Annotated in this window: 16 protein-coding genes, 4 tRNA genes, 3 rRNA genes and 1 riboswitch; of the genes, 19 read left to right on the forward strand and 4 right to left on the reverse strand. The window is 54.3% G+C overall.

Annotation, left to right across the window (positions count from 1 at the left end; genetic code table 11):
• Positions 1-94 precede the first annotated feature (94 nt).
• Positions 95-1,012 (forward strand): DNA-binding transcriptional regulator OxyR, encoded by a 918-nt coding sequence (oxyR, locus tag O1723_RS00600; protein ID WP_014885686.1) that lies wholly within the window; start codon positions 95-97, stop codon positions 1,010-1,012.
• On the opposite strand, the gene sthA is transcribed toward oxyR, so the two are convergent.
• The gene (gene sthA, locus O1723_RS00605) at positions 995-2,395 is read right to left on the reverse strand and encodes a Si-specific NAD(P)(+) transhydrogenase (protein ID WP_014885685.1); all 1,401 of its coding nucleotides are present in this window, start codon (positions 2,393-2,395) and stop codon (positions 995-997) included. The genes oxyR and sthA overlap by 18 nt on opposite strands.
• 196 nt (positions 2,396-2,591) lie before the next feature.
• Between sthA and fabR the strand changes: the two genes are divergently transcribed.
• Entirely contained in the window at positions 2,592-3,230 is a 639-nt protein-coding gene (gene fabR / locus O1723_RS00610; RefSeq protein ID WP_008501784.1) for an HTH-type transcriptional repressor FabR, read from the forward strand.
• 9 nt (positions 3,231-3,239) lie between these two features.
• Positions 3,240-3,599, forward strand: coding sequence for a YijD family membrane protein (locus O1723_RS00615; protein ID WP_008501783.1), 360 nt, complete (start codon positions 3,240-3,242; stop codon positions 3,597-3,599).
• 56 nt (positions 3,600-3,655) lie between these two features.
• On the opposite strand, the gene trmA is transcribed toward O1723_RS00615, so the two are convergent.
• Positions 3,656-4,756, reverse strand: a complete 1,101-nt coding sequence (gene trmA, locus O1723_RS00620) for a tRNA (uridine(54)-C5)-methyltransferase TrmA (RefSeq protein WP_023336462.1) — start codon at positions 4,754-4,756, stop codon at positions 3,656-3,658.
• Between the two features lie 104 nt (positions 4,757-4,860).
• Positions 4,861-5,036, forward strand: a riboswitch (cobalamin riboswitch).
• Between the two features lie 66 nt (positions 5,037-5,102).
• On the opposite strand from trmA, the gene btuB reads away from it, so the two are divergent.
• From btuB to O1723_RS00665, 9 genes are all read left to right on the forward strand, one after another.
• Entirely contained in the window at positions 5,103-6,953 is a 1,851-nt protein-coding gene (btuB, locus tag O1723_RS00625) for a TonB-dependent vitamin B12 receptor BtuB (RefSeq protein WP_014885683.1), read from the forward strand.
• Positions 6,898-7,749 carry a glutamate racemase gene (gene murI / locus O1723_RS00630; protein WP_014885682.1) on the forward strand — a complete coding sequence of 284 codons (852 nt, stop codon included), beginning with the start codon at positions 6,898-6,900 and terminating at the stop codon, positions 7,747-7,749. The genes btuB and murI overlap by 56 nt, the downstream gene beginning before the upstream one ends.
• A 382-nt stretch (positions 7,750-8,131) precedes the next feature.
• Positions 8,132-9,671 (forward strand): 16S ribosomal RNA (locus O1723_RS00635).
• A gap of 70 nt (positions 9,672-9,741) precedes the next feature.
• Positions 9,742-9,818, forward strand: a tRNA-Ile gene (locus O1723_RS00640).
• 108 nt (positions 9,819-9,926) lie between these two features.
• A tRNA-Ala gene (locus tag O1723_RS00645) sits at positions 9,927-10,002 on the forward strand.
• A gap of 180 nt (positions 10,003-10,182) precedes the next feature.
• Positions 10,183-13,086, forward strand: a 23S ribosomal RNA gene (locus tag O1723_RS00650).
• 65 nt (positions 13,087-13,151) lie between these two features.
• Positions 13,152-13,267, forward strand: a 5S ribosomal RNA gene (gene rrf, locus O1723_RS00655).
• The 16S, 23S and 5S rRNA genes sit together here with 4 tRNA genes alongside, the layout of an rRNA operon.
• Before the next feature lie 56 nt (positions 13,268-13,323).
• Positions 13,324-13,400 (forward strand) — tRNA-Asp (locus O1723_RS00660).
• Between the two features lie 53 nt (positions 13,401-13,453).
• A tRNA-Trp gene (locus O1723_RS00665) sits at positions 13,454-13,529 on the forward strand.
• A gap of 93 nt (positions 13,530-13,622) precedes the next feature.
• Here the strand turns inward: O1723_RS00665 and hdfR are convergent.
• Positions 13,623-14,444, reverse strand: coding sequence for an HTH-type transcriptional regulator HdfR (hdfR, locus tag O1723_RS00670; protein WP_014885681.1), 822 nt, complete (start codon positions 14,442-14,444; stop codon positions 13,623-13,625).
• Between the two features lie 118 nt (positions 14,445-14,562).
• Between hdfR and O1723_RS00675 the strand changes: the two genes are divergently transcribed.
• Entirely contained in the window at positions 14,563-14,901 is a 339-nt protein-coding gene (locus tag O1723_RS00675; RefSeq protein WP_014885680.1) for a MaoP family protein, read from the forward strand.
• Between the two features lie 29 nt (positions 14,902-14,930).
• Here the strand turns inward: O1723_RS00675 and O1723_RS00680 are convergent, their stop codons facing one another.
• Positions 14,931-16,451: a YifB family Mg chelatase-like AAA ATPase gene (locus tag O1723_RS00680; protein ID WP_023331589.1), complete on the reverse strand. Its 1,521-nt coding sequence runs from the start codon at positions 16,449-16,451 to the stop codon at positions 14,931-14,933.
• A gap of 341 nt (positions 16,452-16,792) precedes the next feature.
• Here O1723_RS00680 and ilvL point away from each other — a divergent pair, with 341 nt between their 5' ends.
• The 6 genes from ilvL to ilvA all read left to right on the forward strand — a co-directional run bounded on the left by ilvL (position 16,793) and on the right by ilvA (position 23,343).
• Positions 16,793-16,891 (forward strand): ilv operon leader peptide, encoded by a 99-nt coding sequence (ilvL, locus tag O1723_RS00685; RefSeq protein ID WP_001311244.1) that lies wholly within the window; start codon positions 16,793-16,795, stop codon positions 16,889-16,891.
• Between the two features lie 139 nt (positions 16,892-17,030).
• Positions 17,031-18,677 (forward strand): acetolactate synthase 2 catalytic subunit, encoded by a 1,647-nt coding sequence (ilvG, locus tag O1723_RS00690; RefSeq protein WP_014885678.1) that lies wholly within the window; start codon positions 17,031-17,033, stop codon positions 18,675-18,677.
• Positions 18,674-18,937 carry an acetolactate synthase 2 small subunit gene (gene ilvM, locus O1723_RS00695; RefSeq protein WP_003860184.1) on the forward strand — a complete coding sequence of 88 codons (264 nt, stop codon included), beginning with the start codon at positions 18,674-18,676 and terminating at the stop codon, positions 18,935-18,937. The genes ilvG and ilvM overlap by 4 nt, the downstream gene beginning before the upstream one ends.
• Before the next feature lie 18 nt (positions 18,938-18,955).
• Entirely contained in the window at positions 18,956-19,885 is a 930-nt protein-coding gene (gene ilvE, locus O1723_RS00700) for a branched-chain-amino-acid transaminase (RefSeq protein WP_014885677.1), read from the forward strand.
• A gap of 60 nt (positions 19,886-19,945) precedes the next feature.
• Complete coding sequence (gene ilvD / locus O1723_RS00705) at positions 19,946-21,796, forward strand: dihydroxy-acid dehydratase (protein WP_014885676.1); 1,851 nt, start codon at positions 19,946-19,948, stop codon at positions 21,794-21,796.
• Positions 21,797-21,798: 2 nt separating this feature from the next.
• Complete coding sequence (gene ilvA / locus O1723_RS00710; protein ID WP_014885675.1) at positions 21,799-23,343, forward strand: threonine ammonia-lyase, biosynthetic; 1,545 nt, start codon at positions 21,799-21,801, stop codon at positions 23,341-23,343.
• Positions 23,344-23,357 lie beyond the last annotated feature (14 nt).

Below are 23,357 nucleotides of genomic sequence, written 5' to 3' on the forward strand. Positions count from 1 at the left end.
GTGGTGTATTATTCAACAGAAAACTTGATAGGGATAATCGTTCGTTGCTATGCTATCTATCGCCATGAACTATCGTGGCGACGGAGGATGAATAATGAATATTCGTGATCTTGAATACCTGGTAGCGCTAGCCGAGCACCGCCATTTTCGCCGTGCTGCAGATTCCTGCCACGTCAGCCAGCCGACGCTGAGCGGTCAGATCCGCAAGCTGGAAGATGAGCTGGGCGTGATGCTGCTGGAGCGCACCAGTCGTAAGGTACTGTTCACCCAGGCCGGTTTGTTGCTGGTGGATCAGGCGCGCACCGTGCTGCGCGAGGTCAAAGTGCTCAAGGAAATGGCAAGCCAGCAGGGGGAAGCGATGTCCGGCCCACTGCATATTGGCCTGATCCCAACCGTTGGCCCGTATCTTTTGCCGCACATTATTCCAATGTTGCACCAGACTTTCCCAAAACTCGAAATGTACCTGCATGAAGCGCAAACCCATCAACTGCTGGCGCAGTTAGATAGCGGCAAGCTTGACTGCGCTATTCTGGCGCTGGTGAAAGAGAGCGAAGCGTTTATTGAAGTGCCGCTGTTCGATGAGCCAATGATGCTGGCGATCTATGAAGATCACCCGTGGGCGAACCGCGATCGCGTGCCGATGGCCGATCTGGCCGGTGAAAAGCTGCTGATGCTGGAAGATGGCCACTGTCTGCGCGATCAGGCAATGGGCTTTTGCTTTGAAGCGGGTGCCGACGAAGATACCCATTTCCGCGCAACCAGCCTGGAAACGCTGCGTAATATGGTGGCGGCGGGAAGCGGGATTACGCTGCTGCCTGCGCTGGCCGTGCCGCGCGAGCGTAAGCGTGACGGCGTGGTTTATCTGCCGTGCATTAAGCCGGAACCGCGTCGCACGATCGGCCTTGTTTATCGTCCGGGGTCACCGCTGCGCAGCCGCTATGAGCAGCTGGCAGAGGCCATCCGCGGTGCGATGGATGGCCATTTCGATAACGCGTTAAAACAGGCGGTTTAAGCCGTTCAGCGCGGCGACCCGATAGGCTTCCGCCATAGTCGGGTAGTTAAAGGTGGTGTTAACGAAGTACTCAATGGTGTTACCGCCGCCTTTTTGCTCCATAATCGCCTGGCCGATGTGAATGATTTCCGCCGCGCGCTCACCAAAGCAGTGAATGCCGAGGATCTCTTTCGTCTCGCGATGGAACAGGATTTTCAGCGTCCCCACGCTCATTCCGACAATTTGCGCCCGCGCCAGATGTTTAAACTGCGCGCGACCCACCTCATATGGCACTTTCATTGACGTCAGCTGCTGCTCGGTTTTCCCTACGGAACTGATTTCCGGAATGGTATAGATGCCGGTCGGGATATCTTCGATCAGATGCGCCGTCGCTTCACCTTTCACCAGCGCCTGTGCGGCAATACGGCCCTGGTCATAAGCGGCAGAGGCCAGGCTTGGGTAACCAATCACGTCGCCGACCGCGTAAACGTGCGGCAGGGCAGTCTGGTACATACTGTTGACCTTCAGCTGACCGCGGCTGTCGGTCTCAAGTCCGATATTCTCCAGCTGCAGGGAATCGGTGTTGCCGGTACGACCGTTGGCGTACAGCAGGCAGTCCGCTTTCAGCTTCTTACCGGACTTGAGGTGCATGATCACACCGTCGTCGCAACCTTCAATCTTCTCGTATTCTTCGTTGTGGCGAATCACCACGCCGCTGTTCCAGAAGTGGTAGGAGAGAGAGTCTGACATCTCCTGATCGAGGAATGCCAGCAGGCGGTCGCGCGTGTTGATGAGATCAACTTTGACATCCATTCCGCGGAAGATCGACGCATATTCGCAGCCAATGACCCCTGCGCCATAGATAATGACGTGGCGGGGTTCATGGTGCAGGCTAAGAATCGAGTCGCTGTCGTAAACGCGCGGGTGCGAGAAGTCGACGTCGGCCGGGTGGTAAGGGCGCGATCCGCAGGCAATCACAAATTTTTCGGCGGTGAGGGTCTCCACCGAACCGTCGTGGCATTCAAGTGCCAGGGTGTGTTCATCCACAAAATGCGCGTTGCCCTGCAAAATCTCACAGTGGTTACGCTCATAAAACCCCTGGCGCATGCGCGTCTGCTGGTTAATTACGGTATCCGCATGATTCAGGATGTCGGCAAAGGAGGAACGAAGAAGTCGGGAGTGGTCGCTGTAAAGAGGGTTCTGGTTAAATTCGATAATGCGGCTAACGGCGTGGCGGAGGGCTTTTGAAGGGATGGTGCCCCAGTGGGTGCAACCGCCGCCGACATTATGGTAGCGCTCAATGACCGCTACTCTGGCTCCCTGTTTCACCAGACCCATAGCAGCGCCTTCGCCGCCGGGGCCGGAACCAATAACTATTGCGTCGTAATCGTAGGAATGTGGCATGGTAAGGCTTACCTGTTCTTATACATAAAAGCAACAGAATCATAACATCATTGCCAGGGTAACCCAATTATCGTTGTGCTTTTTTCCGGCAGTGGAGCACAAACCGCACGTAAACAATCATTCACAAAGCCAGGCAAACAGATTAATTTTATTCTCTGGTATAGTGCCAGCAGGCCTTTGGAAGGATTCAACTATCGTGATGGGCGTAAGAGCACAACAAAAAGAGAAAACCCGGCGTTCGCTGGTGGAAGCCGCATTCAGTCAACTGAGTGCCGAGCGGAGTTTTGCCAGTTTGAGCCTGCGCGAAGTCGCACGCGAGGCCGGGATTGCGCCAACGTCCTTCTATCGTCATTTCCGTGATGTGGATGAACTGGGCCTGACCATGGTCGATGAAAGCGGTCTGATGCTGCGCCAGCTGATGCGCCAGGCACGTCAGCGTATCGCCAAAGGGGGTAGCGTGATACGCACCTCCGTGTCGACCTTCATGGAATTTATTGGCAATAACCCCAATGCGTTTCGTCTGCTTTTGCGCGAGCGTTCGGGCACATCGGCGGCGTTTCGTGCCGCCGTCGCGCGTGAAATTCAGCACTTCATCGCGGAACTTGCCGACTATCTTGAACTCGAAAACCATATGCCGCGTGCGTTTACTGAAGCACAGGCTGAGGCGATGGTGACGATTGTTTTCAGCGCGGGTGCCGAAGCGCTGGATGTCAGCATTGAACAACGCAAACAGCTCGAAGAGCGACTGGTATTACAGCTCAGGATGATCTCCAAAGGCGCGTACTACTGGTATCGCCGTGAACAAGAGAAACTGGCACATCAAACCGAAGAGTGAAGGTGAGTAATGAAACAGTCAGGTCAGGATAAAGGGACGCTGTTGCTGGCATTGATCGCTGGCTTATCCATTAATGGGACGTTTGCCGCTATTTTTAGCTCAATTGTTCCGTTTTCGATTTTCCCGCTTATTGCGCTGGTGCTGACGGTGTACTGCCTGCATCAACGTTACCTGAACCGCACCATGCCGGTGGGGTTACCGGGGCTGGCCGCTGCCTGCTTTATTCTCGGCGTTTTGCTGTATAGCACCGTGGTGCGTGCGGAGTACCCGGATATCGGATCTAACTTCTTCCCTGCGGTACTGTCTGTGGCGCTGGTATTCTGGATTGGCTCGCGCATGCGTAGCCGTAAGAGCCAGTTACCAGAGTAATGAATTATTTGTAGGGCAGGTAAGCGAAGCGCCACCTGCCAAAAACGGCCTACAGATTACCGTGCGGTAAGTAAAACGCCGCACTCCATATGGTGCGTATACGGGAACTGATCGAACAGCGCCAGACGTTCAACGTTGTGCGTCTGGCTTAATGTTTCGAGGTTCTTGCACAGCGTCTCCGGGTTACAGGAGATGTACAAAATGCGCGGGTACGCCTGCACCATCTTTTCGGTTTCGCTGTCCAGGCCACTGCGCGGCGGGTCGACAAAAATCGTCTCACACTGGTAGCTCTTCAGGTCGATCCCTTCCAGGCGGTTAAACGCCCGCACGCCGTTCATGGCCTGCGTGAACTCTTCTGCGGCCATACGAATGATCTGCACGTTGTCGATATGGTTAGCGGCAATGTTGTACTGCGCGGCGGCAACTGACGGCTTGGCAATTTCGGTTGCCAGAACGCGATCAAAGTTACGTGCCAGGGCCAGGGAGAAGTTGCCATTACCGCAGTACAGCTCAAGCAGGTCGCCTTTAGATCCTTCCGTCGCCGTGAGCGCCCACTCCAGCATCTGCACGTTCATCGCGGCGTTCGGCTGAGTGAAGCTGTTCTCGACCTGACGATAAATCATCTCTTTACCCGCCACCGGCAAACGCTCATTGACGTAATCCTGATCCAGCATGATTTTGGTTTTGGTCGCGCGGCCAATCAGGTGGACATTGATGTTCTGCGCACGCAGCGCATCGCGCAGGGCTTCTGCCTGTTCGCGCCATTCGTCGGTCAGCGCTTTGTGGTAGAGCAGAGAGACAATCGCCTGATTGCTTTGCGTGGTCAGATAGTCAATCTGGAACAGCTTATGACGCAACACCGGATTATCGCGTACACCGTCAATGATCAGGGTCATCAGCTGGTTGATGAGCTCACTCGCCGCCGGGAAGCTGTCCACGCGAATGCGGGATTTCGTCTGCTGATCGAAAATGATGTGGTACAGGTCATCTCCGTCGTGCCAGATGCGGAACTCGGCGCGCATGCGGTAGTGGCTGACGGGAGAGCGGAACACCTCGGGAACGGGCGCGTTGAACGGCGTCATCATACTTTGCAGGCGGACGACTTTCTCTGCCAGCTGCGCGTCGTACTGTTCTGTCGGGAGGTGTTCTGGGGTCATGATGCGTCCTGAGTGATAAAGAATTACGCGGGGATTGTAGGCATTGTGCAGGGGATGTCCAGATTTAATGGCTCATAGCTGTCTGGACATCTATACGTGTCTAATTGTAGCATTCTGTTTCCGGTCTCCTGAGAGTGAAAAGGGAATCCAGTGTAATTCTGGAGCTGACGCGCAGCGGTAAAGACTGGCGGGATGAACGTTGTAGACACTGTGAAAATGGGAAGTCTTCATCCGTATAACGCCACCTAGCCCGAAGACCTGCCGGGATCACGTCGCATTTGGTTTCATCATCGCGTGCTATCGATGGGGCCTGCGGCATCCTTCTTATATTGTGGATGCTTTAACAATGATTAAAAAAGTATCGCTGTTGACGGCGCTGTCCGTCACGGCATTTTCGGGCTGGGCGCAGGATAGCGCCGACTCGTTGGTGGTGACGGCAAATCGTTTTGAACAACCGGCAAAAACCGTTCTGGCGCCGACGTCCGTTGTGACGCGAGAAGATATTGAACGCTGGCAGGCAAAGAGCGTTGTGGAAATCATGTCGCGTTTGCCGGGAGTGGACATCGCGCAAAGTGGTGGCCTGGGTGCGACCTCTTCTACTTTTATTCGTGGTACTGAGTCCCGTCACGTTCTGGTTCTGATTGACGGTGTACCGCTGAACAATGCCGGGATCAGCAACGTTCCCGATCTTAGCCAAATCCCCACCTCGCTGATTCAGCGCATTGAGTACATCCGCGGCCCGCGTTCTGCGCTGTATGGCTCCGACGCGATTGGCGGTGTGATCAACATTATCACCGGGCGCGATAAACCGGGCGCGGAAATTTCTGCCGGAGTGGGTTCTAAGGGTTATCAAACTTATGACGGTTCTTTCCAGCAGGTTCTGGATAAAACCAAAATCACCATGGCGGGTAATTACACTTATACCCGTGGTTTCGATATCGGTGCGAAAGATGCTCCGCGTCAGCCGGATCGTGACGGTTTTATGAGTAAGTCACTTTACGGTTCTGTGGAACAGCAAATTACCGATAGCATAAGTGGTTTTTTCCGCGGCTTTGGTTACGACAATCGCACTGCGTATGACGGCTATGACCATTACGATGCTAATTTTGTTGTTGATGGACGACCGGATACGCGCCAACTCTACAGTCAAAATTGGGATACTGGCCTGCGCTACAGTCAGGGGATATTTAAATCGCAGTTGGCCATAGGTTATGGTCGCAGCAAAGATCAGAATTATGACCCGAAGAAAGGGCGTTATTCAGATTCCGCAACGACGGACGATGTGAAGCAGTACACCACACAGTGGTTAAATTCCCTTGAAGTAGGTCATGGTAATATTGGTGCGGGCCTGGACTGGCAGAAACAAAAAACTCAGGCTGGTTCTAGCACTATGGATAACGGCTATGAGCAGCGCAATACGGGCGTCTTCCTCTCGGCGATGCAGCAATTTGACAGCATCACGTTAGAAGCTGCGGCACGTAACGATGATAACTCGAATTTTGGCAATCATGCTACGTGGCAAACCAGTGCTGCGTGGGAGTTTATCGATGGTTACCGGATTATTGGTTCATATGGCACGGCTTATAAAGCACCGACGATGAGCCAGATTCACAGTGAGAAATATGGCAATCCTGACCTTAAGCCTGAAGAGAGTAAACAGTGGGAAGGAGGCTTTGAAGGTCTGACGGGGCCGGTTAACTGGCGCGTAACGGGTTATCGTAACGACATTGATAACCTAATTGGCTACGACGCAAACTACCGGTACTACAATGTGGACGAAGCCCGTATCAAAGGGATTGAAGCCACCGCGCAGTTTGATACCGGTCCGGTAGGGCACCAAATTTCCTATGACTATGTTGACCCACGTAATACTAAAACCAATGAAGTTCTGGCGCGCCGTTCTAAGCAGCAGGTTAAGTACCAGCTTGACTGGCAGGTATGGGATCTCGACTGGAATGTTTCCTATCGTTATTTGGGTACACGCTATGACGTTGCGGTCGATCCGAATACCTATTCTACAGAACGTGTAAAAATGGGTGGTGTCAGCCTGTGGGATGTCGCAGTTTCGTATCCTGTCACCTCACACCTCACAGTTCGTGGTAAAATAGCCAACCTGTTCGATAAAGATTACGAGACAGTTTATGGCTACCAAACTGCAGGACGGGAATACACCTTGTCTGGCAGCTACACCTTCTAATCCGCGTCCCACCGTGCTGGTATTTGATTCCGGCGTCGGTGGACTTTCGGTCTATGATGAGATTCGGCATCTCCTGCCGGATCTCCATTACATTTACGCTTTCGATAATGTCGCGTTCCCGTACGGGGAAAAGAGTGAGGACTTTATCGTCGAGCGCGTGGTTGAAATCGTCACCGCAGTGCAAAAGCGCTATCCCCTTGCACTGGCCGTCATCGCCTGTAATACGGCGAGCACCGTTTCCCTTCCCGCCCTGCGTGAAAAATTCCCGTTCCCGGTTGTGGGCGTCGTGCCTGCAATCAAGCCTGCGGCACGTTTGACGGCGAACGGCATTGTGGGATTGCTGGCCACGCGAGGTACGGTAAAGCGTCCTTATACCCGCGAGCTGATCGAGCGTTTTGCTAACGAATGCCAGATTGCGATGCTCGGTTCGGCAGAGCTGGTGGAGATGGCCGAAGCGAAATTGCATGGACAGGCGGTATCACTCGACGAGCTGCGTCGTATTCTTCGTCCATGGTTGCGGATGCCTGAACCCCCGGATACGGTTGTGCTCGGCTGCACCCACTTCCCGTTACTACAGGAAGAGCTGTTAGAGGTACTACCGGAGGGAACTCGGCTGGTGGATTCCGGTGCGGCTATCGCGCGTCGTACGGCCTGGCTGCTGGAACATGAAGCGCCTGATGCGAAATCAGCCGATGCGAATATTGCTTTTTGTATGGCAATTACGAAAGAGACTGAGCAACTTTTACCCGTTTTACGCCGTTATGGCTTTCAAACGCTCGAAAAACTGGCGCTATAGCACGGTTTTGAGCAAAAAAGAGACGGTTGAAAGTTTTTTTTAAAAGAGGGGTTGTCAACGTCTGAGAACTCCCTATAATGCGCCTCCACTGACACGGAACAACGGCTTACAGGCCGCCGGGTTAGCGGGGTTCAGAGATGAACGCCAACAGAGAAAAGCAAAAATAATCGCTTGACTCTGAATGAGGAAAACGTAATATACGGGACCTCGCAACGGTGAGCGAAAGCCGCGTTGCAACTGCTCTTTAACAATTTATCAGACAATCTGTGTGGGCACTCAAAGTGACATGGATTCTTAACGTCGCAAGACGAAAAATGAATACCAAGTCTCTGAGTGAACATACGTAATTCATTACGAAGTTTAATTCACGAGCATCAAACTTAAATTGAAGAGTTTGATCATGGCTCAGATTGAACGCTGGCGGCAGGCCTAACACATGCAAGTCGAACGGTAGCACAGAGAGCTTGCTCTCGGGTGACGAGTGGCGGACGGGTGAGTAATGTCTGGGAAACTGCCTGATGGAGGGGGATAACTACTGGAAACGGTAGCTAATACCGCGTAACGTCGCAAGACCAAAGAGGGGGACCTTCGGGCCTCTTGCCATCAGATGTGCCCAGATGGGATTAGCTAGTAGGTGGGGTAACGGCTCACCTAGGCGACGATCCCTAGCTGGTCTGAGAGGATGACCAGCCACACTGGAACTGAGACACGGTCCAGACTCCTACGGGAGGCAGCAGTGGGGAATATTGCACAATGGGCGCAAGCCTGATGCAGCCATGCCGCGTGTATGAAGAAGGCCTTCGGGTTGTAAAGTACTTTCAGCGGGGAGGAAGGTGTTGTGGTTAATAACCACAGCAATTGACGTTACCCGCAGAAGAAGCACCGGCTAACTCCGTGCCAGCAGCCGCGGTAATACGGAGGGTGCAAGCGTTAATCGGAATTACTGGGCGTAAAGCGCACGCAGGCGGTCTGTCAAGTCGGATGTGAAATCCCCGGGCTCAACCTGGGAACTGCATTCGAAACTGGCAGGCTAGAGTCTTGTAGAGGGGGGTAGAATTCCAGGTGTAGCGGTGAAATGCGTAGAGATCTGGAGGAATACCGGTGGCGAAGGCGGCCCCCTGGACAAAGACTGACGCTCAGGTGCGAAAGCGTGGGGAGCAAACAGGATTAGATACCCTGGTAGTCCACGCCGTAAACGATGTCGACTTGGAGGTTGTGCCCTTGAGGCGTGGCTTCCGGAGCTAACGCGTTAAGTCGACCGCCTGGGGAGTACGGCCGCAAGGTTAAAACTCAAATGAATTGACGGGGGCCCGCACAAGCGGTGGAGCATGTGGTTTAATTCGATGCAACGCGAAGAACCTTACCTACTCTTGACATCCAGAGAACTTTCCAGAGATGGATTGGTGCCTTCGGGAACTCTGAGACAGGTGCTGCATGGCTGTCGTCAGCTCGTGTTGTGAAATGTTGGGTTAAGTCCCGCAACGAGCGCAACCCTTATCCTTTGTTGCCAGCGGTCCGGCCGGGAACTCAAAGGAGACTGCCAGTGATAAACTGGAGGAAGGTGGGGATGACGTCAAGTCATCATGGCCCTTACGAGTAGGGCTACACACGTGCTACAATGGCGCATACAAAGAGAAGCGACCTCGCGAGAGCAAGCGGACCTCATAAAGTGCGTCGTAGTCCGGATTGGAGTCTGCAACTCGACTCCATGAAGTCGGAATCGCTAGTAATCGTAGATCAGAATGCTACGGTGAATACGTTCCCGGGCCTTGTACACACCGCCCGTCACACCATGGGAGTGGGTTGCAAAAGAAGTAGGTAGCTTAACCTTCGGGAGGGCGCTTACCACTTTGTGATTCATGACTGGGGTGAAGTCGTAACAAGGTAACCGTAGGGGAACCTGCGGTTGGATCACCTCCTTACCTTAAAGAACCTGCCTTTGCAGTGCTCACACAGATTGTCTGATGAAAAAACAGCAGTAAAAATCTCTGCAGGCTTGTAGCTCAGGTGGTTAGAGCGCACCCCTGATAAGGGTGAGGTCGGTGGTTCAAGTCCACTCAGGCCTACCAAATTTTTGCTGATGCTGCGTTGCGGCGACACTCACATACTTAAGTATGCTTCGTGTCACCACGCGTTGCCTCAACAAAAATTACCGGTACAGAGGTTGGCAAAACGATGGGGCTATAGCTCAGCTGGGAGAGCGCCTGCTTTGCACGCAGGAGGTCTGCGGTTCGATCCCGCATAGCTCCACCATCTTTTACTGCGAACACAAGAAAACTTCAGAGTGAACCTGAAAAGGTGCACTGCGAAGTTTTGCTCTTTAAAAATCTGGATCAAGCTGAAAATTGAAACGACACACATATTATGTGTGTTCGAGTCTCTCAAATTTTCGCAAACCGATGATGAATCGAAAGAAACATCTTCGGGTTGTGAGGTTAAGCGACTAAGCGTACACGGTGGATGCCCTGGCAGTCAGAGGCGATGAAGGACGTGCTAATCTGCGAAAAGCGCCGGCGAGGTGATATGAACCTTTGACCCGGCGATGTCCGAATGGGGAAACCCAGTGTGATTCGTCACACTATCGTTAACTGAATACATAGGTTAACGAGGCGAACCGGGGGAACTGAAACATCTAAGTACCCCGAGGAAAAGAAATCAACCGAGATTCCCCCAGTAGCGGCGAGCGAACGGGGAGCAGCCCGGAGTCTGAATCAGCTTGTGTGTTAGTGGAACGGTCTGGAAAGTCCGACGGTACAGGGTGATAGTCCCGTACACGAAAATGCACAGGTTGTGAACTCGAAGAGTAGGGCGGGACACGTGGTATCCTGTCTGAATATGGGGGGACCATCCTCCAAGGCTAAATACTCCTGACTGACCGATAGTGAACCAGTACCGTGAGGGAAAGGCGAAAAGAACCCCGGCGAGGGGAGTGAAAAAGAACCTGAAACCGTGTACGTACAAGCAGTGGGAGCCTACTTGTTAGGTGACTGCGTACCTTTTGTATAATGGGTCAGCGACTTATATTCTGTAGCAAGGTTAACCGAATAGGGGAGCCGAAGGGAAACCGAGTCTTAACTGGGCGTTAAGTTGCAGGGTATAGACCCGAAACCCGGTGATCTAGCCATGGGCAGGTTGAAGGTTGGGTAACACTAACTGGAGGACCGAACCGACTAATGTTGAAAAATTAGCGGATGACCTGTGGCTGGGGGTGAAAGGCCAATCAAACCGGGAGATAGCTGGTTCTCCCCGAAAGCTATTTAGGTAGCGCCTCGTGAACTCATCTTCGGGGGTAGAGCACTGTTTCGGCTAGGGGGCCATCCCGGCTTACCAACCCGATGCAAACTACGAATACCGAAGAATGTTATCACGGGAGACACACGGCGGGTGCTAACGTCCGTCGTGAAGAGGGAAACAACCCAGACCGCCAGCTAAGGTCCCAAAGTCATGGTTAAGTGGGAAACGATGTGGGAAGGCACAGACAGCCAGGATGTTGGCTTAGAAGCAGCCATCATTTAAAGAAAGCGTAATAGCTCACTGGTCGAGTCGGCCTGCGCGGAAGATGTAACGGGGCTAAACCATGCACCGAAGCTGCGGCAGCGACACTATGTGTTGTTGGGTAGGGGAGCGTTCTGTAAGCCGTTGAAGGTGGCCTGTGAGGGTTGCTGGAGGTATCAGAAGTGCGAATGCTGACATAAGTAACGATAAAGCGGGTGAAAAGCCCGCTCGCCGGAAGACCAAGGGTTCCTGTCCAACGTTAATCGGGGCAGGGTGAGTCGACCCCTAAGGCGAGGCCGAAAGGCGTAGTCGATGGGAAACAGGTTAATATTCCTGTACTTGGTGTTACTGCGAAGGGGGGACGGAGAAGGCTATGTTAGCCGGGCGACGGTTGTCCCGGTTTAAGCATGTAGGCGGAGGTTCCAGGTAAATCCGGTACCTTTTAACGCTGAGGTGTGATGACGAGGCACTACGGTGCTGAAGTAACAAATGCCCTGCTTCCAGGAAAAGCCTCTAAGCATCAGGTAACACGAAATCGTACCCCAAACCGACACAGGTGGTCAGGTAGAGAATACCAAGGCGCTTGAGAGAACTCGGGTGAAGGAACTAGGCAAAATGGTGCCGTAACTTCGGGAGAAGGCACGCTGATATGTAGGTGAAGCCCCTGCGGGTGGAGCTGAAATCAGTCGAAGATACCAGCTGGCTGCAACTGTTTATTAAAAACACAGCACTGTGCAAACACGAAAGTGGACGTATACGGTGTGACGCCTGCCCGGTGCCGGAAGGTTAATTGATGGGGTTAGCGGCAACGCGAAGCTCTTGATCGAAGCCCCGGTAAACGGCGGCCGTAACTATAACGGTCCTAAGGTAGCGAAATTCCTTGTCGGGTAAGTTCCGACCTGCACGAATGGCGTAATGATGGCCAGGCTGTCTCCACCCGAGACTCAGTGAAATTGAACTCGCTGTGAAGATGCAGTGTACCCGCGGCAAGACGGAAAGACCCCGTGAACCTTTACTATAGCTTGACACTGAACACTGGTCCTTGATGTGTAGGATAGGTGGGAGGCTTTGAAGCGTGGACGCCAGTCTGCGTGGAGCCGACCTTGAAATACCACCCTTTAATGGCTGGTGTTCTAACGTAGACCCGTAATCCGGGTTGCGGACAGTGTCTGGTGGGTAGTTTGACTGGGGCGGTCTCCTCCCAAAGAGTAACGGAGGAGCACGAAGGTTAGCTAATCCTGGTCGGACATCAGGAGGTTAGTGCAATGGCATAAGCTAGCTTGACTGCGAGAGTGACGGCTCGAGCAGGTGCGAAAGCAGGTCATAGTGATCCGGTGGTTCTGAATGGAAGGGCCATCGCTCAACGGATAAAAGGTACTCCGGGGATAACAGGCTGATACCGCCCAAGAGTTCATATCGACGGCGGTGTTTGGCACCTCGATGTCGGCTCATCACATCCTGGGGCTGAAGTAGGTCCCAAGGGTATGGCTGTTCGCCATTTAAAGTGGTACGCGAGCTGGGTTTAGAACGTCGTGAGACAGTTCGGTCCCTATCTGCCGTGGGCGCTGGAGAATTGAGGGGGGCTGCTCCTAGTACGAGAGGACCGGAGTGGACGCATCACTGGTGTTCGGGTTGTCATGCCAATGGCACTGCCCGGTAGCTAAATGCGGAAGAGATAAGTGCTGAAAGCATCTAAGCACGAAACTTGCCCCGAGATGAGTTCTCCCTGAGACTTTAAGTCTCCTGAAGGAACGTTAAAGACTATGACGTTGATAGGTCGGGTGTGTAAGCGCAGCGATGCGTTGAGCTAACCGATACTAATGAACCGTGAGGCTTAACCTTACAACGCCGAAGCTGTTTTGGCGTGAGAGAGACGATTTTCAGCCTGATACAGATAACAGAATTTGCCTGGCGGCTTTAGCGCGGTGGTCCCACCTGACCCCATGCCGAACTCAGAAGTGAAACGCCGTAGCGCCGATGGTAGTGTGGGGTCTCCCCATGTGAGAGTAGGGAACTGCCAGGCATCAAATTAAGTAGTAAGCCGGTGCATAAATCCGGTGGTTACAAGCAGTCTTCGGTGGAGCGGTAGTTCAGTCGGTTAGAATACCTGCCTGTCACGCAGGGGGTCGCGGGTTCGAGTCCCGTCCGTTCCGCCACTTATTAAGACATTAAGCCTGCCTCACTGGCAGGCTTAATGGCAAAAAACTTTAGGGGCGTAGCTCAGTTGGTAGAGCACCGGTCTCCAAAACCGGGTGTCGCGAGTTCGAGTCTCTCCGCCCCTGCCATATCGAATCCTTTGCTTCGGCAAAGGATTTTTTTTTGCGTGAAATACAACGGCACACCTGAATTTTCAGCCAGCTTCCCTGCTGGCTGATGCATCATTCCATAATATTGATTTTTAAGAGATCTTTTATCTGCGACTGCTTATCGCTGTTTTGCAGCCAAATCGCATACAGCGGGCGCGAAATGGTGGTGGAATCTATCACGGTATGTAGCCCCGCTTTAGTATCTGCCCAACGGGCGGGTAACCAGGTGCAACCCTTCAACAAGGGAAGTTGCTGACAGGCAATCTCGGCAGAACTGGTGGTTAACTGTGGAACATCATCTGGGGCTATCAATCCCGCCTCATGCTGCTGAAAATCAGGACCCCACTCCAGGCGCAAATAGGTCAGATCGGCTTTCATCATTGAAGGTTCAGAAGCATAAAGTGCCAGACCAAACTGCCCTACGATCTGGCTGCTAAATTCGTCCATCTTGGGGGCTTCGGTCGTGATAAGAAGATCAAGCTGGCGCTCATGAAGTTGCTTAACCAGGGACTGGCGTTGCGCAATTCTGGCTTCAAATTGCAAATGTTCATGAGAACGATATAGCCGGGTAAGCCACTGACTTAGCATACATTCCCACAGGGACGCGCTGGCCCCTATCGAGAACTCATTGTGCCTCGACGTATGGGCAACCTCTTTACGTGCTGCCTGCCAGGTATTCATCAACGTTTCCGCATAGGGGAGCAGTTTCTCACCTGCAGGCGTTAAACGTATGTTGTTGCGGTGGCGGGTAAAAAGATTCACACCCAGTTGATTTTCCAGCTGTCGAATACGAAAACTGACCGCTGACTGCGTCAGGTAAAGGGCTTCAGCTGCTCGCCCAAAGTGGCGGGTTCTGCTCACTTCGAGGAAAGTTTTTAGCAATTCCGTATCCACATCTTTCTCCGCAAAATAATTTGTCGTTATGATTTAAATGTTTTGTTTTACACTCTGTCAAGCGTAACTAATACTCCGCGCCATAAATAGCTCGGCCAAAGAATTAGGAGCGTGTAGGATGGCGGAAAGCTTTACGACGACTAATCGTTTTTTCGACAATAAACATTATCCGCGCGGGTTCTCTCGTCACGGCGATTTCACCATCAAAGAGGCGCAGCTGCTTGAGCGTCATGGTTATGCCTTCAACGAGCTGGATCTGGGTAAGCGTGAGCCCGCAACTGAAGATGAAAAGCAGTTTGTCTTAGTGTGCCGTGGCGAGCGTGAGCCACAGTCTGAAGCAGAACGTGTATGGATCAAGTACATGGCGCGCATTAAGCGTCCAAAACGCTTCCATACGCTCTCCGGCGGTAAGCCGCAGATGGAAGGCGCAGAAGACTACACTGAGTCTGATGACTAAGATGATGAGAAGGGGCTACGGCCCCTTTTTTACGCCAGCAACTTCTGCAGATGGAGCAGCAAACGATCGATAGCGCGGTAGCTCAGCGCCTCCTGCAAGTGTTTCCTCTGAATGTCACTACAACCCTCCACGTCAGCAATGGTTCTGGCCACTTTCAGCAAACGCTGCCACGCGCGTATAGAAAGACCAAAACGCGTCAAGGTTTCCTCCAGCCAAACCGCATCCTCCATGTTAAGAGAACAAAACTGCCGGATCCCGGCATTATCCAGCCGCGCATTCAGCCTGTTCTGACGGGCATATTGTCGCGTCTGGGCAGCAATGACCCGCTCGCGTACATCTGCTGAGCTTTCACCCGTGATGCCTTTTTGCCTGAGCAGGCCCGGCGGGGGAAGGGGGATTTCGAGGGATAAATCGAAACGGTCGAGAAACGGGCCGGATAACTTTCCCAGATAGCGCAACGTCTGCTCTGGCGTACAGCGGTTATGATTGCCCTGATAATGACCCGTAGGGCTGGGATTCATCGCAGCGACCAGCTGAAACTGCGCGGGATAGCTTATTTTGGCTCGCGTGCGTGAGATGTGTATCTCTCCAGATTCAATGGGTTCTCTCAGGGCATCCAGGACGCGGCGCTCAAACTCAGGCAGCTCGTCGAGAAACAGAATGCCATTGTGCGCCAGTGAGATTTCACCCGGCCCGGGAATAGACCCACCGCCGACCATCGCCGTCAGTGAAGCGCTATGATGAGGTGAACGAAAAGGGCGACGGCGCCACTGTTTTTGCAAGGAGGTAGAACTGATAAGGCTATAAATGGCGGCACTTTCCAGCGCTTCATGATTATTGAGCGGTGGCAGCAAGCCACTCAGCCTGCTTGCCAGCATCGTTTTACCCGTACCAGGCGGGCCAATCAACAGAAGATTGTGTCCACCTGCGGCCGTAATCTCCAGCGCCCGTTTCCCTTGCTCCTGTCCCATAATCTCGCTGAGATCCTCTGGGGTATCGGCTATAACATTGTCACACTCTTCCGGCTCGGACAGTTCATGGCGCCCTTCCAGCCAGGCGCAAACTTCCTGTAAATGCCCTGCGACAAGACACCCCTTCTCGGCGATAAGACTCACTTCTGATGCATTTTCATTCGCGACAATGATTTGCCGTCCTGCACGTATAGCTTCCAGCGCGCCCGATATCGCACCGGGAACGCCCCTTAACGCGCCTGTGAGCGCGAGTTCTCCCACAAACTCGTACGAGCCTAGCCTGGTCGTATTAAGCTGCTCAGAGGCTGCGAGAAGCGCAATCGCGATAGGTAAATCATATCGTCCTCCCTCTTTGGGCAGATCGGCGGGAGCCAGGTTGATGGTGATCTTCTTCGCGGGGAAGGTATAACCGCTATTTATTATTGCGCTGCGAACGCGATCCCGGGCTTCTTTAACCGTCGTTTCAGGTAGCCCGACGAGCGTGAGCCCGGGTAGCCCATTACTCAGATGAACCTCTACAGAAATAAGCGGTGCCTTCACCCCGAGAGCCGCACGCGTATAAACAACTGACAGTGACATTTGCACTACCTCCTGGTACGACTATGCCAGTGCCTCTTTTGTCTGTTTAGCGTCATTTTGCGTATTTACGGCTCTTATTCAGAGATTTTAAGTGCACACTGAAATCATTACATACCTGTGGAAGACTTCTCGCAGAAGGTAAAAAGCGCCGTTTTGATGGTTAGCGCCGTCGTAAAAATATGAAAAATATTCATTCTTCAATTTCCCCATATAAAACAACGATTTTAAGAAATATGATTCGCGGCCTAACCAAATGCGTCATAAATAAATCTTGTGTTTGATTTAAAAACTGTGATACCTCTTTAGGTATTCCTTCGAACAAGATGCAAAAAGAACTGAAAATGACAGCCCTTCTACGAGTGATTAGCCTGGTCGTGATTAGCGTGGTGGTGATTATTATCCCACCGTGCGGGGCTGCACTTGGACGAGGAAAGGCTTAGAAATCAAGCCTTAACGAACTAAGACCCCCGCACCGAAAGGTCCGGGGGTTTTTTTATGACTAAAAAACGTAAACGAGGAGCAGGATATGACGACTAGCATAAAATTCTGTTTATCCAGATTTATGACGGGGAACTAACTATGAATGGGGCACAATGGGTTGTACATGCGTTGCGCGCGCAGGGAGTCGAGACCGTATTCGGTTATCCGGGTGGCGCGATCATGCCGATTTACGATGCACTGTATGACGGCGGCGTGGAACATCTCTTGTGCCGACACGAGCAGGGGGCAGCAATGGCCGCTATCGGCTATGCCCGCGCGACGGGTAAAACTGGCGTGTGCATGGCAACGTCAGGTCCGGGCGCAACGAACCTGATTACCGGCCTGGCTGATGCGCTGCTCGATTCCGTGCCCGTCGTGGCGATCACCGGTCAGGTGGCTTCCCCGTTCATCGGTACCGATGCTTTCCAGGAAGTGGACGTACTTGGTTTATCGCTGGCCTGCACCAAGCACAGCTTCCTTGTCCAGTCTCTGGATGAGCTGCCGCGCGTAATGGCCGAAGCGTTCGAAGTGGCGAGCTCGGGCCGCCCTGGCCCCGTTCTGGTGGATATCCCGAAAGATATCCAGGTTGCACTCGGCGAACTGGAACCGCACTTCTCCACCGTGGAAAGCGACGATGCGTTCCCGCATGCAGAGGTTGAAGAGGCGCGCCAGATGTTGGCGCAGGCGAAACAGCCGATGCTGTACGTCGGCGGGGGTGTCGGCATGGCGCAGGCCGTGCCTGCCCTGCGTGAATTTATCGCGGTAACGCAAATGCCTGCCACCTGCACGTTGAAAGGTCTTGGTGCGGTTGATGCAGACTACCCATACTATCTCGGCATGCTGGGGATGCACGGCACTAAAGCCGCAAACCTGGCGGTGCAAGAGTGCGATCTGCTCATCGCCGTGGGTGCGCGTTTTGACGACCGCGTTACTGGCAAACTGAATACCTTCGCGCCAAATGCCAAAGTTATCCATATGGATATCGACCCGGCGGAGATGAACAAACTGCGTCAGGCGCACGTCGCGCTGCAGGGCGATCTCAATACGCTGTTACCGGCACTGGCGCAGCCACTGGATATCAGCGCGTGGCGCCAGCACGCCGCAGAGATGCGCGCCGAACACGCCTGGCGTTACGACCATCCTGGCGATGCCATCTACGCACCGCTGCTGCTGAAACAGTTGTCTGACCGTAAACCGGCTGATAGCGTCGTCACCACCGACGTAGGCCAGCACCAGATGTGGTCAGCCCAGCACATGACCTACACCCGTCCGGAAAACTTCATCACCTCCAGCGGCTTAGGCACCATGGGCTTTGGCCTGCCTGCCGCCGTGGGTGCGCAGGTGGCTCGCCCGAACGATACGGTTATCTGTATCTCCGGTGACGGCTCCTTCATGATGAACGTTCAGGAGCTGGGAACCGTTAAGCGCAAGCAGTTGCCGCTGAAAATCGTGTTGCTGGATAATCAGCGTTTAGGGATGGTTCGCCAGTGGCAACAGCTGTTCTTCCAGGAGCGTTACAGCGAAACCACCCTGACCGATAACCCCGATTTCCTCACCCTGGCCAGCGCCTTCGGCATTCCTGGCCAGCACATCACCCGTAAAGACCAGGTTGAAGCGGCACTCGACACCATGCTGTCAAGCGAAGGGCCGTACCTGCTTCATGTCTCAATCGACGAGCTTGAGAACGTCTGGCCGTTGGTACCGCCCGGTGCCAGTAACTCACAAATGCTGGAGAAATTATCATGATGCAACATCAGGTCGCCGTGCAGGCTCGCTTCAACCCGGAAACCTTAGAACGCGTTTTGCGTGTGGTCCGTCATCGTGGTTTTCAGATTTGCTCTATGAATATGGAGACGGCCACCGACGCGCAGAACATCAGTATCGAATTAACCGTTGCCAGCCCGCGGCCGGTCGACTTACTGTTTAGTCAGTTATCAAAACTGGTAGACGTTGCCCATGTTGCCATCTGCCAGAGCACAACCACATCACAACAAATCCGCGCTTAAGCGTGACAGGACGAAAAAATGACGACAAAAAAAGCTGATTACATTTGGTTCAATGGTGAGATGGTTCGCTGGGAGGACGCGAAGGTCCACGTCATGTCCCACGCGCTGCACTACGGCACCTCCGTCTTTGAAGGTATCCGTTGCTACGATTCTCACAAAGGGCCAGTGGTGTTCCGCCATCGCGAACACATGCAGCGTCTGCATGATTCAGCCAAAATTTATCGTTTCCCGGTTTCACAGAGCGTTGATGAGCTGATGGAAGCCTGCCGCGAAGTCATTCGCAAGAATAACCTGACCAGCGCCTACATTCGTCCACTGGTCTTCGTGGGTGATGTCGGTATGGGCGTGAACCCGCCAGCCGGTTACAACACCGATGTGATCATTGCCGCGTTCCCGTGGGGGGCTTACCTCGGAGCAGAAGCCCTGGAGCAGGGGATCGACGCAATGGTTTCTTCCTGGAACCGCGTGGCGCCAAACACCATCCCGACCGCTGCTAAAGCGGGCGGTAACTACCTTTCCTCTCTGCTGGTCGGTAGCGAAGCGCGCCGTCACGGCTATCAGGAAGGTATCGCGCTGGACGTGAATGGCTACATCTCGGAAGGCGCAGGTGAAAACCTGTTTGAAGTGAAAGATGGCATCCTGTTCACGCCGCCATTCACATCTTCCGCGCTGCCGGGTATTACCCGTGACGCTATCATCAAGCTGGCGAAAGACCTGGGTATCGAAGTGCGCGAGCAGGTGCTGTCCCGCGAATCCCTGTATCTGGCGGATGAAGTGTTCATGTCCGGTACGGCGGCTGAAATCACGCCGGTTCGTAGCGTAGACGGTATTCAGGTCGGCGAAGGCCGCTGTGGCCCGGTCACCAAACGCATCCAGCAAGCCTTCTTTGGCCTCTTTACTGGCGAAACAGAAGATAAATACGGCTGGTTGGATCAGGTTAATCACTAAATATAAATTTGGGACGGCACGCACCGTCCCATTGAATAGTCAGACGGGAGTAAATAAAGCATGCCTAAGTATCGTTCAGCCACCACCACCCACGGCCGTAACATGGCGGGTGCCCGCGCACTGTGGCGCGCCACCGGGATGACCGACGCCGATTTCGGCAAGCCAATTATCGCCGTGGTGAACTCCTTCACCCAGTTTGTGCCAGGCCATGTGCATCTGCGCGACCTCGGTAAACTGGTTGCCGAGCAAATCGAAGCTTCCGGCGGTGTGGCGAAAGAGTTCAACACCATCGCGGTGGATGACGGTATCGCAATGGGTCACGGGGGCATGCTCTATTCACTGCCGTCGCGTGAGCTGATCGCCGACTCGGTTGAGTACATGGTCAACGCCCACTGCGCCGATGCAATGGTCTGTATCTCCAACTGCGATAAAATCACCCCGGGGATGCTGATGGCCTCCCTGCGCCTGAACATTCCGGTGATCTTCGTCTCCGGCGGCCCAATGGAAGCCGGTAAAACCAAGCTGTCCGACAAAATCATCAAGCTCGACCTGGTCGATGCGATGATCCAGGGCGCGGATCCGAAAGTGTCTGACGAGCAGAGCGACCAGGTTGAACGCTCCGCGTGTCCGACCTGCGGCTCCTGTTCCGGGATGTTCACCGCCAACTCCATGAACTGTCTGACCGAAGCGCTGGGCCTGTCGCAGCCGGGTAACGGCTCGCTGCTGGCGACCCACGCCGATCGTAAACAGCTGTTCCTCAACGCCGGTAAACGCATCGTTGAGCTCACCAAACGCTACTACGAGCAGGATGATGCGAGTGCACTGCCGCGTAACATCGCCAGCAAAGCGGCGTTTGAAAATGCGATGACGCTGGATATCGCCATGGGCGGTTCCACCAATACCGTTCTGCACCTGCTGGCCGCCGCGCAGGAAGCCGAAATCGACTTCACCATGAGTGATATCGACAAGCTGTCCCGTAAAGTGCCGCAGCTGTGTAAAGTTGCGCCAAGCACCCAGAAATACCATATGGAAGATGTTCACCGTGCCGGTGGTGTAATCGGTATTCTGGGCGAGCTGGATCGCGCCGGGCTGCTGAACCGCGACGTGAAAAACGTGCTCGGCCTGACGCTGCCGGAGTCGCTGGACCAATACGACGTGATGCTGACCAAAGACGACGCGGTGAAAACGATGTTCCGCGCCGGTCCCGCCGGGATCCGTACCACGCAGGCGTTCTCGCAGGATTGCCGCTGGGATTCCCTGGATGACGATCGCGCCGAAGGCTGCATCCGTTCGCTGGAGCACGCCTACAGCAAGGACGGCGGTCTGGCCGTGCTGTACGGTAACTTTGCGGAAAACGGCTGCATCGTGAAAACGGCAGGCGTGGACGACAGCATCCTGAAATTCACCGGCCCGGCGAAAGTGTACGAAAGCCAGGATGAAGCGGTGGACGCCATCCTCGGTGGCAAAGTGGTAGAAGGCGACGTGGTTGTTATTCGCTATGAAGGGCCGAAAGGCGGGCCGGGCATGCAGGAAATGCTCTACCCAACCACCTTCCTGAAATCCATGGGTCTCGGCAAAGCCTGTGCGCTGATCACCGACGGCCGTTTCTCCGGCGGTACGTCCGGGCTCTCCATCGGCCACGTTTCACCGGAAGCGGCAAGCGGCGGCAACATCGCCATCATTGAAGACGGTGACCTGATCGAAATCGATATCCCGAATCGCGGCATTCAACTGAAGCTGAGCGACCAGGAAATTGCGGCCCGTCGTGAGGCACAAGAAGCGCGCGGCGATAAAGCCTGGACGCCGAAAGATCGTCAGCGTGAAGTCTCCTTCGCCCTGCGCGCATACGCGAGCCTTGCCACCAGTGCAGATAAAGGCGCGGTGCGCGATAAATCGAAACTTGGGGGCTAATGATGGCCGAGTCACAACCCTTATCCGCCGCCCCCGAGGGGGCGGAATATCTGAGAGCGGTGCTACGCGCACCGGTCTATGAAGCCGTGCAGGTCACGCCGCTTCAGAAAATGGAAAAACTCTCTTCGCGCCTCGACAATGTGATCCTGGTGAAGCGCGAAGACCGCCAGCCGGTGCACAGCTTCAAGCTGCGCGGCGCCTACGCGATGATGGCCGGACTGACCGATGAGCAAAAAGCGCGCGGCGTCATTACCGCCTCGGCGGGCAACCATGCGCAGGGCGTGGCGTTCTCGTCTGCTCGTCTAGGGTTGAAAGCGCTAATCGTGATGCCGGTTGCTACCGCTGACATCAAAGTCGACGCGGTACGCGGTTTCGGCGGGGAAGTGCTGCTCCACGGCGCCAATTTTGATGAAGCCAAAGCCAAAGCCATTGAGCTGGCACAGCAGCAGGGCTTCACCTGGGTGCCGCCGTTCGATCACCCGATGGTCATTGCCGGACAAGGCACGCTGGCGCTTGAACTGCTGCAGCAGGATGCCCATCTCGACCGCGTCTTCGTCCCGGTGGGCGGCGGCGGGTTAGCGGCGGGTGTGGCCGTGCTGATCAAACAGCTGATGCCGCAGATCAAAGTCATCGCTGTTGAAGCGGAGGACTCTGCCTGCCTGAAAGCGGCGCTGGATGCCGGGCATCCGGTGGATCTGCCGCGCGTTGGTCTGTTTGCCGAGGGCGTGGCGGTAAAACGCATTGGCGATGAAACCTTCCGTCTCTGCCAGGAATACCTCGACGATATCGTCACGGTTGATAGCGATGCTATCTGCGCGGCAATGAAAGATCTGTTTGAGGATGTGCGTGCGGTCGCGGAGCCGTCCGGCGCGCTGGCCCTGGCGGGGATGAAAAAATACATCGCGCAGCACAACATCCGCGGCGAGCGCCTGGCGCATGTGCTTTCCGGCGCCAACGTGAACTTCCACGGCCTGCGCTACGTGTCCGAGCGCTGCGAGCTGGGTGAACAGCGTGAAGCATTGCTGGCGGTGACTATTCCGGAAGAGAAGGGGAGCTTCCTGAAGTTCTGCCAGCTGCTGGGCGGTCGTTCGGTGACGGAGTTCAACTACCGTTTCGCCGATGCCAAAGATGCCTGCATTTTCGTCGGCGTGCGTCTGAGCCGTGGCGTCGAGGAGCGTAAAGAGATCCTTAACCTCCTGCATGACGGTGGTTACAGCGTGGTGGACCTTTCAGACGACGAAATGGCGAAGCTGCACGTGCGCTATATGGTCGGCGGGCGTCCCTCGAAGCCGCTCAGGGAACGCCTGTTCAGCTTCGAATTCCCGGAATCACCGGGCGCGTTGCTCAAATTCCTGCACACGCTGGGCACGCACTGGAACATCTCCCTGTTCCATTACCGTAGCCACGGCACCGACTACGGCCGCGTGCTGGCGGCGTTTGAACTGGGTGAGCACGAGCCGGATTTTGAAACACGGCTGAACGAACTGGGCTATGAGTGTCACGACGAAACCCACAACCCCGCCTTCCGTTTCTTCCTGGCAGGATAAGCGGAGCGCAACCC

It is taken from the genome of Enterobacter cloacae complex sp. HYC080_NIDB, assembly GCF_056673325.1.

Excerpts from the sequence above, each read along its gene's own strand:
- oxyR (WP_014885686.1), top strand. The coding sequence starts at position 95 with ATGAATATTCGTGATCTTGAATACCTGGTAGCGCTAGCCGAGCACCGC.
- sthA (WP_014885685.1), bottom strand. The coding sequence starts at position 2,395 with ATGCCACATTCCTACGATTACGACGCAATAGTTATTGGTTCCGGCCCC.
- O1723_RS00615 (WP_008501783.1), top strand. The coding sequence starts at position 3,240 with ATGAAACAGTCAGGTCAGGATAAAGGGACGCTGTTGCTGGCATTGATC.
- trmA (WP_023336462.1), bottom strand. The coding sequence starts at position 4,756 with ATGACCCCAGAACACCTCCCGACAGAACAGTACGACGCGCAGCTGGCA.
- btuB (WP_014885683.1), top strand. The coding sequence starts at position 5,103 with ATGATTAAAAAAGTATCGCTGTTGACGGCGCTGTCCGTCACGGCATTT.
- murI (WP_014885682.1), top strand. The coding sequence starts at position 6,898 with ATGGCTACCAAACTGCAGGACGGGAATACACCTTGTCTGGCAGCTACA.
- O1723_RS00675 (WP_014885680.1), top strand. The coding sequence starts at position 14,563 with ATGGCGGAAAGCTTTACGACGACTAATCGTTTTTTCGACAATAAACAT.
- O1723_RS00680 (WP_023331589.1), bottom strand. The coding sequence starts at position 16,451 with ATGTCACTGTCAGTTGTTTATACGCGTGCGGCTCTCGGGGTGAAGGCA.
- ilvL (WP_001311244.1), top strand. The coding sequence starts at position 16,793 with ATGACAGCCCTTCTACGAGTGATTAGCCTGGTCGTGATTAGCGTGGTG.
- ilvG (WP_014885678.1), top strand. The coding sequence starts at position 17,031 with ATGAATGGGGCACAATGGGTTGTACATGCGTTGCGCGCGCAGGGAGTC.
- ilvM (WP_003860184.1), top strand. The coding sequence starts at position 18,674 with ATGATGCAACATCAGGTCGCCGTGCAGGCTCGCTTCAACCCGGAAACC.
- ilvE (WP_014885677.1), top strand. The coding sequence starts at position 18,956 with ATGACGACAAAAAAAGCTGATTACATTTGGTTCAATGGTGAGATGGTT.
- ilvD (WP_014885676.1), top strand. The coding sequence starts at position 19,946 with ATGCCTAAGTATCGTTCAGCCACCACCACCCACGGCCGTAACATGGCG.
- ilvA (WP_014885675.1), top strand. The coding sequence starts at position 21,799 with ATGGCCGAGTCACAACCCTTATCCGCCGCCCCCGAGGGGGCGGAATAT.